General features: G+C 64.0%; 14 protein-coding genes and 1 tRNA gene. 6 read left to right on the top strand and 9 right to left on the bottom strand.

Features of this window, described 5'->3' with window-relative positions:
• Nucleotides 1-234: 234 nt before the first annotated feature.
• From Q0X61_RS02145 to Q0X61_RS02135, 3 genes are all read left to right on the top strand, one after another.
• Nucleotides 235-438 (top strand): CopG family transcriptional regulator, encoded by a 204-nt coding sequence (locus tag Q0X61_RS02145; protein ID WP_297739881.1) that lies wholly within the window; start codon nucleotides 235-237, stop codon nucleotides 436-438.
• Nucleotides 435-818: a type II toxin-antitoxin system death-on-curing family toxin gene (locus Q0X61_RS02140; RefSeq protein ID WP_297739880.1), complete on the top strand. Its 384-nt coding sequence runs from the start codon at nucleotides 435-437 to the stop codon at nucleotides 816-818. Before Q0X61_RS02145 ends, Q0X61_RS02140 begins: the two co-directional genes overlap by 4 nt.
• Nucleotides 819-1,097: 279 nt before the next feature.
• Complete coding sequence (locus tag Q0X61_RS02135; protein WP_297739878.1) at nucleotides 1,098-1,796, top strand: hypothetical protein; 699 nt, start codon at nucleotides 1,098-1,100, stop codon at nucleotides 1,794-1,796.
• Between the two features lie 394 nt (nucleotides 1,797-2,190).
• On the opposite strand, the gene Q0X61_RS02130 is transcribed toward Q0X61_RS02135, so the two are convergent.
• From Q0X61_RS02130 to Q0X61_RS02100, 7 genes are all read right to left on the bottom strand, one after another.
• Complete coding sequence (locus Q0X61_RS02130; RefSeq protein WP_297739876.1) at nucleotides 2,191-3,126, bottom strand: tetratricopeptide repeat protein; 936 nt, start codon at nucleotides 3,124-3,126, stop codon at nucleotides 2,191-2,193.
• Nucleotides 3,127-3,507: 381 nt separating this feature from the next.
• On the bottom strand, nucleotides 3,508-3,990 hold the full coding sequence (locus tag Q0X61_RS02125; protein WP_297739874.1) for an NUDIX hydrolase: 483 nt from the start codon (nucleotides 3,988-3,990) through the stop codon (nucleotides 3,508-3,510).
• Between the two features lies 1 nt (nucleotide 3,991).
• Nucleotides 3,992-4,714, bottom strand: a complete 723-nt coding sequence (locus Q0X61_RS02120; protein ID WP_297739872.1) for a copper homeostasis protein CutC — start codon at nucleotides 4,712-4,714, stop codon at nucleotides 3,992-3,994.
• 121 nt (nucleotides 4,715-4,835) lie between these two features.
• Entirely contained in the window at nucleotides 4,836-6,464 is a 1,629-nt protein-coding gene (groL, locus tag Q0X61_RS02115) for a chaperonin GroEL (protein WP_297739870.1), read from the bottom strand.
• Between the two features lie 309 nt (nucleotides 6,465-6,773).
• Entirely contained in the window at nucleotides 6,774-7,604 is an 831-nt protein-coding gene (locus Q0X61_RS02110; protein WP_297739868.1) for a hypothetical protein, read from the bottom strand.
• Nucleotides 7,605-7,619: 15 nt separating this feature from the next.
• The gene (locus Q0X61_RS02105; protein ID WP_297739866.1) at nucleotides 7,620-9,260 is read right to left on the bottom strand and encodes a hypothetical protein; all 1,641 of its coding nucleotides are present in this window, start codon (nucleotides 9,258-9,260) and stop codon (nucleotides 7,620-7,622) included.
• Nucleotides 9,261-9,294: 34 nt separating this feature from the next.
• Nucleotides 9,295-9,978, bottom strand: coding sequence for a hypothetical protein (locus tag Q0X61_RS02100; protein ID WP_297739864.1), 684 nt, complete (start codon nucleotides 9,976-9,978; stop codon nucleotides 9,295-9,297).
• A 68-nt stretch (nucleotides 9,979-10,046) separates the two neighbouring features.
• On the opposite strand from Q0X61_RS02100, the gene Q0X61_RS02095 reads away from it, so the two are divergent.
• On the top strand, nucleotides 10,047-10,445 hold the full coding sequence (locus tag Q0X61_RS02095) for a hypothetical protein (protein ID WP_297739862.1): 399 nt from the start codon (nucleotides 10,047-10,049) through the stop codon (nucleotides 10,443-10,445).
• Between the two features lie 11 nt (nucleotides 10,446-10,456).
• Here Q0X61_RS02095 and Q0X61_RS02090 read toward each other — a convergent pair whose 3' ends face one another.
• Nucleotides 10,457-10,726, bottom strand: coding sequence for a DUF3263 domain-containing protein (locus Q0X61_RS02090; RefSeq protein ID WP_297739860.1), 270 nt, complete (start codon nucleotides 10,724-10,726; stop codon nucleotides 10,457-10,459).
• 122 nt (nucleotides 10,727-10,848) lie between these two features.
• Between Q0X61_RS02090 and manA the strand changes: the two genes are divergently transcribed.
• Entirely contained in the window at nucleotides 10,849-12,030 is a 1,182-nt protein-coding gene (gene manA / locus Q0X61_RS02085) for a mannose-6-phosphate isomerase, class I (protein ID WP_297739858.1), read from the top strand.
• A gap of 96 nt (nucleotides 12,031-12,126) precedes the next feature.
• Nucleotides 12,127-12,202: transfer RNA gene (locus tag Q0X61_RS02080), tRNA-Thr, on the top strand.
• Nucleotides 12,203-12,225: 23 nt separating this feature from the next.
• Here Q0X61_RS02080 and Q0X61_RS02075 read toward each other — a convergent pair.
• Nucleotides 12,226-12,477, bottom strand: a complete 252-nt coding sequence (locus Q0X61_RS02075) for a hypothetical protein (RefSeq protein ID WP_297739856.1) — start codon at nucleotides 12,475-12,477, stop codon at nucleotides 12,226-12,228.
• Nucleotides 12,478-12,673: the final 196 nt, after the last annotated feature.

Here is a 12,673-nt window from a genome sequence, read left to right as displayed (position 1 = left end):
TATCCACACGCGTTTGCTACAGAGTGCGGTTTTGCCTTGTTTTGGGAAACCCGTGTGGATATTGGGTTAGCTCCGCGGCCTCCTCGATGGCCAGGGGGCGGCGCGCCCACCCCAGATGGTTGAGCCGGCCCTAAGGGCCGAGTCGAAACCATCTTCGACCCTATGGTTGAGTAGCGCCCGAAGGGCGCGTATCGAAACCACACCCGTCTGGTATCACATTGGTATCATCAAGTTATGGCGATGACACTTCGACTGACGGAATCCGACGAGCAGGCGCTGACTGCGCTCGCGGAGGCCGACGGGGTCAGCAAGCAGGAAGCCACGGTCCGAGCAATCCGCGAGGCTGCTGCGCGTCGCGGACACCAGGCGCACGTCGCAGAGGCTTCCGCTCGCGTTCGCACTCGATACGCCCAAGTCATCGAGCGCCTCGGGCAGTGATCACCTATCTGACCACCGAGGACCTGCTAGCGCTCACGGCAGACCTCGGCGTCGGCCCGGTCCGAGACCTGGGCTTGATTGAGGCCGCTGCCCACCGACCGGCCGCCTCGCTCTGGGGCGACGACGCCTACGCGTCGCTGGAGCTCAAGGCCGCTGCGCTCTTGGACTCGCTCGTCAACAATCATCCGCTGGTGGACGGCAACAAGCGTCTCGGGTGGCTGGCGGCTCTGGTGTTTCTCGATCTGAACGGAGTCTGGATCGAGGCTCCAGACGACGATGCGTACCTCCTTGTCATTGAGGTCGCGAGCGGTCACGTGGAGCTGGCCCGCATTGCCGACGCGTTCGCCAGCTGGTCTCGGACGTCACCAGCTAGCGAATGAGGAACCATCCACATCAGGCCCGATGACCCGATCTCCCCATAGCGTGGAAAACCCAGAGGGAGGTCCTGATGACTCAACAGCCACCGAACGACCCATACCGCAACTCTGTTCCACCACCGCAGCAACCACACTGGCCACCACAGGCTCCGCCCGGGCAGCCGTTCCCACAGGCGGGGCAACAGCCGCACCCACCCCCAGCAGCCCCCATACCCTCAGCAGCCCGGCCCCTGGCAGGAACTCCGGCAACCCGGCATTGTCTCCGGCGCGGTCAAAGACGGCATGAAGAGCTGGGCAAAGGAGAAACTCATCACCTACGGCATCATGGCGGCGATTGTGCTCCTCGTTGCTGGGCCCGTATTCCTATGGTCGATGTTCGGTCGCAGCAGCGGAGGCCCGGCATCGAGCACTACTCGCGACGACACGCCCGCCGCGACGAGCGCCGCCACCCCCGGCGAATCTAAGAGAGGCGAGGACTCCTCCTCGGATCAACCCGCAGACGCCGGCGTCCTGCAGTTCACACTCCCGGATGGATGGAGGACGGAGAAGAACGAGGCGAGCGAATCCGACATCTTGGAGTATCAGGTCAGCCAGGGCGACACGTGGACCATCCTGTTGGCCGGATGCAAGCCTGTCGAGCAGGACATGACGCTTTCCGAGCGCTGCGAAGACGCTATCGAGTTCGAGGCATCCGGAGAGCAGAGCAACGTCGGGCCTGTTTCAATCAGTCAGTCTGGCGACGATGCGGTCAAGTGTGCAGTCTCCGTGAACGACGCCGTGACGGGCGGGCAGGAGGCCGTTGTCACGTATTACTTCCTGCAGCAGCCGGGTGAGGATCGCTACATCGAGATGCGGCTCAGCGGCCCTACCCCGACGAACGACCTCGACATCAGCCCAGCGGACGTCAGGAAGACCCGCGACGAAGGACTCAAGATCGTCCGCGGCACCGCCTCCGCGGCTGGGTTTGATATCAATCGCTAGCGTCCGATCCCGCACCTCGGTACGCCCACTCCATGGGCTACTCGACGACCGGGAGACCGAACGGATGATCAGCCGCCGCCGAAGGCGGCGAGTCGAAGTCATCCTGCACAAAAACTGCAAAACTCGCCAACAGTCGCAACGCTCTCCGCTCACGCAAGCGTGAGGCACTCAACTAATGGCAAGTTTTGCAGTTTTCTCAGCCGATCCCGCATCTCGATACGGCGACTACGTCGCCTACTCGATGGCCGGTTGTCCGCCGCCCCGGTGGTTGAGTAGCCCGCGTAGCGGGCGTATCGAAACCCACCCTCGTCTCGATACGGCCCTTCGGGCCTACTCGAGGACCCGGCAGCGGGAACTCGATGGTCGAGCCGGCTCAGATGATCGGCACGTCGGTCTAGCTGATCATGCCTCTATCGACGAGCAGCTGCCGGTATTTCGGATCCTCGTCTTCCCAAATCTCGTCACCGTCAAGCATGTAGCCAGAAATCAGCGAGTTCGCAGCCTCGTCCATCAAGCCCTGCTCGAACTGACACTGCCCCAGACGCAACCACACGTACGCGTTCTCCACCCCGCCGATGGGCAAAACGGCCTTCAGGTGTTCCACACCCGACGCCCACTCGCCAGCAAGGAAATACGCATCGCCCAAGGAACCCCGGAGCCAGAATTCCAGCTCGAGGTCCTCCCCGGGGGCCAGCTTCGCAAGGGCCCCTTCCCAGACATCAATGGCCTCGGTAATCTGCCCTGCCTCAAGGAGCTCCTCACCTTGGGCAGCCGCATCGATTAGGGACAAGCCCGACGCGTTCGATCCACCGGTCGCACGTCCCGACCTCGATGCGTAGAACTCCCAATACCTGGGATCCTTATCCTGGAACGCTCTAGGTCCCATCAGTGAAAAGGCCTGATCGAACGCCTCGTAGGCACGGTCTTCGTCACCGCGCGCAAAAGCGATACCGCCATCAATCAGCGAGATCCTTGCTGCAGTTGGCGCAACCGACGTGCCCTCCGCCCAAGGCTTCACCCGTTCATTCCACAGCTCAGCATCGTCGATATAGCCAGCTTGGAGTGCCTTGAAGGCGATGAACATTGGCATCTGCGAGAGCAGATCCACATCATGCTTGGGCTCGGGCATACGGGCCCAGAAATCATCGCCCAGGGCCCGTGCATCATCTATGCGCCCTTCGCGCCACGCGGCAATGGCTGCCTCAGAAACATTCGACAGATCGTCATACAAAGCTTTGTCAGTCTCATCGAGACGCAGACTCATGACTCGCCTTCCCGGTGCAATCACAGTTAGCAGCGCTACAGATGGAGAAATTCTAACGTCGCGCACGGGCTAGCGCCATGTCGCGATCGACCGTCCGGGCCTACCCGACGACTCGGGAGTGGCAGGTCGATGACCGAGCCGCCGCAGGCGGCGAGTCGAAGTCATCCAGCACAAAACTGCAAAACTCGCCAACAGTCGCAACCCTCCCCGCTCACGCAAGCGTGAGGCACTCAACTGATGGCGAGTTTTGCAGTTTCTCCCCACATCTCGATACGGCGACTACATCGCCTACTCGATGGCCGGTTGTCCGCCGCCCCGGTGGTTGAGTAGCGCCCGGAGGGCGCGTATCGAAACCTCGCTGCGTCTCGATACGGCGACTACGTCGCCTACTCGACGGTCGGGGGGAAGGCACGGGCCTACTCGATGGCCGGGTGGAAGAGGACTGGCCTATTCAACGACCGGAACCGTCGATTCCTCGACCTGCCCGAGCTGCAGCGGCCCGCCGCCCTCCCACTCGAGCAACTCGCCGAGGCGCGAGGGCCACACAACCTCAGGGAGCACACCCAGACAAAACCATGTCTGGCGCTGCATGCGCTGACGCTCCGTCGGGGTGAGCCCCGCGGGGTCTGGCTCGAAGCGCTCCACGTCGACACGAAAGAACGTCTCGTGCTGAATGAGAATGCGGTCGGAGTAGCCGTGGTGCACCTCGCGCTCAGCCACCGGGCCGAGCAGCTCCGACGCCGCCACCTCAAGGCCCGTTTCCTCCCACAGCTCACGCACCGCCGCCTCTCGCAGCGACTCCCCATCGTCCACACCACCGCCCGGGGTCACCCACCACCTGGACCCAGGCACGCCGGGATCAGAATCTTCCTGCAGCAGCACCTCGTCGCCCGCCACCACGAGGACGCGGGTGGCACGTCGGCGCTTCACCCTACGCGTCGGCACGCTGCGTCCGCTCCCGCTCGCGAGCAATCTCGTCGTCGATGAGTTCCCGCCACGACGCCACCAGCTCGGCGTCCACGTACGCCTTCCAAGAACCGCCCGGCCTCGCCGGCGACCCGATGTGGAACGCCCGCACGCCAGCGCGCACCAGCCAGGGCACATGCTCGGGCCGCAACCCGCCGCCGGCCATGATGAGCGCCGCCAGTTGCGGGTCGTTCGCCACCGCGACGAGATCGTTCAACCCGTGCTCCACGCCGCGCACCGAACCGGCTGTCAGCACATTCGTCACCTCGCCGGGAAGCTCCTTCACCGCTTGCCAGGCGCGCCGCTGGTCCAGGCAATGGTCGATCGCGCGGTGAAACGTGTACGGTACCCCGCTCTCCCCCATGAGCTCGGCCATGACGCCCAGGTCGATCTGATTGGCGCCATTCAAGAACCCGACGACCACACCGTCGGCCCCGGCATCCATATACGCCGACGCCAACCCCTTCATCCTGGTGATCTCGCCGCCGTCGGTGCTGAACCCCGCACGCAGCCGCAGCATGGGGCGGATTTGAATCGACGTGACCAGTCGCGCTTTCTCGACGAGGTCAGGCTCGGGCGAGAGCCCGTCGTCGTCCATGGTGCCGACGAGCTCGATGCGGTCGGCGCCCCCTTGCTCAGCACCGCGCGCGTCGCCGGCATGCAGTGCAATCACTTCTAGCAATGCCATGCCCTTAGTCTGCCCGAGCGGGCCCGCCCGCGACGGCAACTCGTCGATGAACCCCGAAGACGCGACGAGGGCGGCCCCGCAATCGGGACCGCCCTCGTTACTGTTCAGGGGTGAACAGGCGTCACATCATGCCGCCCATGCCGCCCATCTCATCCATGCCGGGTGCGCCAGCCGGGGCCTTCTCAGGCTTGTCGGCGATCACGGCCTCGGTGGTGAGGAACAGGCCGGCGATCGACGCGGCGTTCTGCAGCGCCGAGCGGGTGACCTTAGCCGGGTCGATGATGCCGGAGGCAACCATGTCGACGTACTCGCCGGTGGCTGCGTTCAGGCCCTGTCCGGCGTCGAGACCGGCAACCTTCTCAGCGATCACGCCGCCCTCGAGGCCGGCGTTGTGCGCGATCTGACGCAGCGGAGCCTTCGCGGCGGCGAAGACGATCTGCGCGCCGGTGAGCTCGTCGCCGGAGAGCCCGTCGATGGAAGCCTTCGCGGAAGCCTGCAGCAGCGCGACGCCACCACCAGGCACGATGCCCTCCTCGACGGCAGCCTTCGCGTTGCGGACGGCATCCTCAATACGGTGCTTGCGCTCCTTCAGCTCCACCTCGGTAGCGGCGCCAACCTTCACGACGGCGACACCGCCGGCCAGCTTGGCAAGACGCTCCTGCAGCTTCTCGCGGTCGTACTCGGAGTCGGAGTTCTCGATCTCCTTGCGGATCTGAGCGACGCGACCCTCGAGCTGCGCCTGGTCGCCAGCACCGTCGACGATGGTGCACTCGTCCTTGGTGACCAGCACGGAGCGGGCCTTGCCGAGGAGATCAAGCGTGGTGGCTTCGAGCGAGAGGCCGACCTCTTCGGAGATGACCTGGCCGCCGGTGAGGATGGCGATGTCGGTGAGCATGGCCTTGCGGCGATCACCGAAGCCGGGAGCCTTCACGGCCACCGACTTGAAGGTGCCACGGATCTTGTTGACGATCAGACCGGCGAGCGCCTCGCCCTCCACGTCCTCAGCGATGACCAGCAGCGGCTTGCCCGACTGCATGACCTTCTCAAGCACGGGGAGGAGATCCTTCAGCGAGGAGATCTTGGAGTTCGCGATGAGGATGTACGGATCCTCAAGGGTGGCCTCCATGCGCTCGGTGTCGGTGACGAAGTACGGCGAGATGTAGCCCTTGTCGAAGCGCATACCCTCAGTGAGCTCGAGGTCGAGGCCGAAGGTGTTGGACTCCTCGACGGTGATCACGCCTTCCTTGCCGACCTTGTCCATCGCCTCGGCGATGATCTCGCCGACGGAGGTGTCACCAGCCGAGATCGACGCGGTGGCAGCAATCTGCTCCTTGGTCTCGATGTCGGTGGACATCTCCCCGAGCTGCTCGACGATAGCCGCGACGGCTGCATCGATGCCCTTGCGCAGCGCCAAGGGGTTGGCCCCGGCGTTCACGTTGCGCAGACCCTCGCGCACCATCGCCTGAGCCAGCACGGTGGCGGTGGTGGTGCCGTCGCCTGCGACATCGTCAGTCTTCTTGGCGACTTCCTTGACGAGCTCAGCGCCGATCTTCTCGTACGGATCCTCGAGCTCGATCTCCTTGGCGATGGAAACGCCGTCGTTGGTGATGGTGGGGGCTCCCCACTGCTTCTCGAGCACGACGTTGCGGCCCTTGGGGCCGAGTGTCACACGGACGGCGTCGGCAAGGGTATTCATGCCGCGCTCGAGGCCGCGGCGGGCCTCGTCATCAAATTGAATAAGTTTTGCCATGGTGGAACGAAAATCCTCCCATATGTGGGGCCTTCGCCCCTGATGTTCAGGTGTCGGATCGGTGCCAGGTGCCCGCGACGGACGGCATGTGCCTCACCCAGACCAGGTAGCACTCGCTCGTGTCGAGTGCCAACTTCATTATTAGCACTCCCACCCAAAGAGTGCAAAGAGATCCGGGGTTTCGACGGGGCTCAACCGCCGGAGCGACGCAAGCATCATGGTTTCGACAAGCTCAACCGCAGGTATGGCTCAACGCCGACGGCGCCCCTCGCGCGGTGCGGGGGACGCCGTCGAATCGTCGGTGGAACGTCAGCAAGCGATCTTGGGCCACTCGTTGGACGGAGCCGCGGCCTCAGCTGCGGAACGCAGCTGCATGGTCTGCTTCCCAATCGCCACCATGGCCTTCACCCACACCTTGACCATCTGCAGAATCGCCTTCACGAGGGCGATGATGTCCTTGACCGCAGCCGCCGTGCCCACCGGCACAGCCCAGAGCTTGACAATGGCCCAGGTGAGCGCGCCGGCGGCCTCGAAGAATTCATTCACGAAGTCGACGGTGGCTTGCACGCCTTCCTCACCCATCTGCTCAACGACTTGCCCGAACTCAGCGGTGTGCTGCTGCAGGGTGGTGGCGAACTCGTACTGGCTTTCAACATTGCCGCGGAAGCGCTCGGCGGCAGGGCCCGACCATGTCGCGTTCGACTGGAACTTGCTGGGGCCGAGGGCTTCGGTGAATGCTTCCGCCTGCGGCACGATCTGCTCGTTGATGCCACGCCCGGCCGAGCGGATCTCCCAGGGAGCGAGAGCATTCTTGCAGAACTGCAAGAGGTCGGCTTCGAAGTTGTAGCAGAACTCCGCCGCGTCACCGGCCTTGTCGCAGGCAGCCCTGATGGCGTCCTTCGCCATCTCGCCGAAGCCTGGAACCCAGGCGAACCAATCGGTGATTCCGCGCAGCGCGGCGAGCACTTCACCGATGATGTCAAACACCTTGTTGACACCTTCACCAACTGTACGGAGGAAGTCCGAGACCTTGTCGATGATGTCGATGATCCACTGCACATCGAGCTCGAATGAGCACGCTTCGACGGCGGGAGGCACACAGACGTAGTCCGATGATGGCGAGTAGTACATTGCAGGCATGGTGTTGCTTTCTCCTTAGCGTGCGATCTGAGCGGCGAGCTTCGAGCCTTGCTCTTCTTGCTTGTCGTAATCATCAGCCGTGCTGGTGAGCGCTTCGGCATTGCGGTTCATCTCTTCTGCACCACTGCGGTAAATGTCCGAGAACTTCTGACACGCGTCCTCAAATGGGCCGCGGGCGCCGAACCACAGGCCCCAGTCCTGCACCAGCCCCCTCATCGCCTCCCAGCACTGCGCCAGGTTCTCCGCCGAAGGAGAGGTACCCTCGAACGAGCGTGCATCGGCGCGAAGGTCGTCGGTAGCCACCTCGTAGTCGGTGCCGCCGCCATTCACGCCGGTGCTGGGCAGGCCGGGGTCGGCACCACCACCGCCACCCGACGGGCCACCGCCGCCACCTGCGAGTGCGTCAGCGCCACCGTCCGACGGGAGGTCACCACCGCCGCCTGCGAGTGCGTCGCTGCCGCCGAAATCAGGCGTCTCGGCCTCCCCTGCGCCATCTCCGGAGGGGATGTTGCCGGCACCGGCGTCGGGAACACTGAGGTCGGGGGCACCGGGGCCGTCGGAACCAATTCCGCCGGACGGCGTATTCAGGCCCTCGCCAACGCCACCGCCGGAGCCATCGCCGGAGGGGAGGCTGCCGCCGCCAGAGGGTGCGCTGCCGGAGCCGCTGTCGAACTCGAGGTTGTCAATGCCGCCGGAACCACTTTCGGGGGTGTTCAGGCCACCCGAAGGCCCAGCGAGACTACCGTCGAAAGCACCGCTACCCAGGCCGCTGTCAGAGCCGCCACCGAGACCATCACCAGAGCCGCCGCCGGAACCACCGTCGCCCAGTCCACCGCCGGAACTGCCGCCCAGACCGCCAGCAGAGCCGCCGCCGAGACCACCGTCGGAATCACCGCCACCCAAGCCGCCGCCCAAGCCACCGCCAGACCCGCCGCCCAGCCCGGCGTCGGCACCCAGCCCGTCGTCGGCACCGGTCTCACCACCGCCAGAACCATCGTCGGCGCCTGCTTCTTCGCCGTCGCCTGAGTCGTCACCGCCGACACCGCCACCAGAGCCATCGCCGATGCCGGCGTCGGGATCCATCTGGTCGTAGTCGCTCGGAACGTCGACATCCACGGTGCCGTCCTCATGCACGGTGAGCACCTGGCCATTCGCCTGCTCGATGGTGACCGAACCGTCCTCATTGCGCGTAATCACGGTGCCCGATTCCGTGGTGAGCGAGGCACCGACGCCTAGCGTGGACGTGTCGGGCACATCGAGTTCATTCTTGAAATCGGCATCCACTTCGACGCTGCCGTCCTCCGCGACGGTGATCTCGATGCCATCGGAGGTGGTGATGAGGCTACCGTCCACCGACGTGTCGACCACGGTGCCGTCGGGGGCAACCGCTACCAGATCGTCGTCGACGGTTACGTCTTCGGTGATCTCGATGGCATCGTCGGGAACGGCCGTGACGGCCTCACCCTCCACGTAGTCCATCGTCGGCTCGAACTCCCCGTCCGCCGTTTGGTCGACAGCACCCTCGGTGGCCGCCGGATCGCCGGACGTGTCAGGGGCAAGGTCGCTTGCCGGAGCAGGCTGGGGGCGCAAAGAGCCAATGTGTTGGGCCGATGCAGCCCAGTCGATTCCTTGCCCTTCGGTCAGGTTCTCAGACACGGCTGATTCCTCCTAGTGGTAGTTGCGCTGGCTGTTACTGGTGTGGCTGAGCTGCAGAAGCGTCCGCGAGCCCCTGGATGGCTTCAGTGAAACATTCTGTAATGACAAGGCCGGACTTGCCAGCTACCCACGACGGACGAATCGTCACGCCGACGGCAACGCCGTTCACGGTTTTGACGCCCACCATCTGGTTCTCGGAATACGAGGCGACAGTTTCTACCTCCACCGGCTCCTCAGAAATATGCGTCCTCGCTTCGTCGGCCTGCGCGACGAGGCTCGCGAACTTCGCGTTCAGATCATCGAAGGCTTTCGACAGCGAGGCTGCGAGATCGGCGGTCTGCTCCGGCGTGCGGTCGGACTGCATGTTACGGGCGATCTCCGCCTCTTCGCGCTGCCTAATCCGCGCAACTTCCTCGTCGGAAAGCTCGACGATCCTGGCGGGCTCACCGTCTCCGTCACGGGCGAGAATGAGGGTTTCGGTGATGACCGGCACCAGCTCTTCAGGCTGAATCTTCTGCTCCCAGGCGGGCGCGACGGAAATCGTCTGCAGATTGCCGCCTTGGCCGAATTCGACGGTGACGGTGCCCGTCGGATCAGTAGCGGCGCCTGAGCCGCTGGCGGCTTCCAGTTCTGCAGTCTTGCGGATGAGGGTGTCGATTTGTGCATCGAGGTGGGCCAGGAACGCTTCTGGATCCTTGGCAAGCTCCGGGTTCGTCATGCCTTGTACTCTTCCAGCAAGGAAGTTCTTTGTGGCTAGGTATCTGGGCTCAGATTGGGAGTAAGCCGGTGATCAATTCACGTGTGGTGCGCAACATCGCGAACCTCTGCAACGGGTCCACGGCGCTGGGAATCGTAGCGGGGCTCATAGGGCGAGGGCGGTTTCGTCGGCACCGGCAGCTTGTCATCGTCGACGGTGTGCGTCTCCCGCTGGTACGGGCGTCAGCGATGACCATCGGCAGCGTGGTACTGGTGCTGGATGGGACGCTTGAGGATGCGGTGAAGCGCATTCCGCTGCTCGTCGAGCACGAGGATGCGCATGCGTGGCAGTACGCCTACTGCATGGGGTTGCCGTTCCTGCCGTGCTACCTCGTCGCGACGTTGTGGAGCTTGCGACGGACCGGGCATCGGGCACAGGCGAATTTCTTCGAGGTGCAAGCGGGGCTCGAAGCCGGCGGCTACAGGTAACGGCGAAGGGTTCAGCGCAGGCGACGTGCCGAGCGATCCGCTTGCCGCTGGGAGCGCATGCGTCGCAGACGCTTCACGAGCAGGGGTTTGTAGGCGAGCGCCTCAGGGCGGTCGAGCAGCGCGTTGAGCTGCTGGTAGTACCGAGCCGACGAACACCCGAAGTGCTCCATGATCGCCTGGTCCTTAGGCACCGACGACGTATACCAGCTGTCCTCGAAGTCGAGGAGCGCAGCATCACGCTCAGCCAGGTCGGCCGTCGTAAACGAGAGTGCTTCGGACATGCAATCCATCGTAATGGAAGAATCACACGCGTGTCATTCCCCTTGTCCGCACTCCACGTGGTGTGGGCGTCGGAGTCATTGACTACGATTGGGCGCGACCAATGGAGAGGGAGACCGAGATCATGCGTGGCTTGACCGGCACCGTGCAGCACTTCGATTGGGGTGACCGCACGGAGATCCCGAGAATTCTCGGGATCGAACCCGACGGGCAGCCCTGGGCCGAGTATTGGTTGGGCTCGCACCACGCCGGGCCTTCCATGTTCGACGACGAGCCTGGGCTGACGCTCGATGCATACCTCGAGCAGCATCCCGACGAGGTTGGTGCCGCTTCACTCGACGCCTACGGCGCTAGGCTCCCGTTCCTCATGAAACTCCTGTCGGCGTCCAGCCCGCTCAGCATCCAGGTGCACCCCAACCGAGAGCAAGCCGTCGAGGGCTACGCCAAGGAATCTCTCATCGGCTTGCCCCTTTCCCACCCCGAGCGGTCGTACAAGGACGACTGGCCGAAACCCGAGACCATCATCGCGCTCACCCCGTTCGAGGGCCTGCTCGGGTTCCGCGACCCACAAGAGACCGCCGAGCTCTTCGAGGGCCTCGGCGTCGCCCACGAGCTGGCCTCCGTGATCGGCCCGCTGCGCGAACGCACAGAATCGCTCGCACTGCAGGAAGTGTTCCTCGACGTGCTCACCATCCGCCGCCGGAGGCCACTGGTCGACCTCGTGCTGGCACGCGCCGTCGAATATCTCGACGCCGGCGGCGCGCTCGGAGAATTTGCCCGCACCGCCGTCGAAATCGATGAGTTTTTCCCCGGCGATCCCGGAATCTTGGCCGCGCTACTCATGAACCGCTTTACCCTCCAGCCTGGGGAGTCCGTCTCGCTCCAGCCGGGCGTCCTGCACGCCTACCTTCGCGGCACCGGCATTGAGGTCATGGCCTCGTCGGACAACGTCATTCGCGGCGGGCTCACGCACAAGCACATCGACGTCGACGGGCTGCTCGGCATGGTGGACTTCTCGTCGCTGATTCCCCAAATCCAACACCCTGAGGGAGCCGACGGCGTCTACCGTTACCCCACGAGCTTCCCCGAGTTCGAAGTGTGGCAGCTCACGCCTGTGACTGACCGGGGCGTCGACATGCCGCGCGAGGAAACCTCGCGTATTGCGCTCGTCACCGACGGTGAGTGCACCCTGATAGGGCGCGACGAGGTGACGCTGGGGAAGGGGCAGGCAGTGTTTGTGCCCGCCAACGAAAACGTGCGGGTGTGTGGGGCCGGGCGGCTCTTCGTCTCCGCAGCAGGCTGCTAACCGGCCCCCTTGGCTGAGCGCGCGTTCGACGGCGCAACCCCTAACCAGATGCCCAATATGCGTTCACACCGCCAGTTGCGGCACAATAGGCGGCACGCCTCCTTAGCTCAGCGGCTAGAGCACCTGTCTTGTAAACAGGGGGTCGTGGGTTCGATTCCCACAGGGGGCTCCATTCTCGTGAAGGCGAAGCGCCAGTCAGCGCCCGGCTCGCGCCGCCCGGAACCGTTTCAGTGCGCCTTGACGAGTCATGCCAAGCACCTCGCCGATAGCCTGCCAACTGTTGCCAGCCTCTCGAGCTGACGCCACTGCGGCATCCAGTGCCTGTTCCGCTGCCGCGACCTGCATCATCGCAACCGCCACCTGCGCCAGTTCACCACTGACGGTAGCCGTAGGCTCAGGCCCTTCATCGCTCTCTATTTCTGCAAGGATCTCTTCGTCCGTTCGCATCACAAGTCACCTCCTCAAAAACTTTTGTCGAGCTTTCATCGCGTGGAAAATCTGCCCTCTGGAATTGACTGCAACCTCCAACAGCAGTCCGTTCCGGCCCGGGCCGACGATCATCCTGTAGTCATCGAAGAAGTGCACAAACATCACCTGCGTCAATCAACGGCGATTCTCAGACTCGAGGATGGTTTCTCCCTAA

The sequence above is a fragment of the uncultured Tessaracoccus sp. genome, assembly GCF_947255005.1.
Taxonomy (GTDB): Bacteria; Actinomycetota; Actinomycetes; order Propionibacteriales; family Propionibacteriaceae; genus Arachnia.
This window is presented reverse-complemented; position numbering and strand designations above follow the sequence as displayed.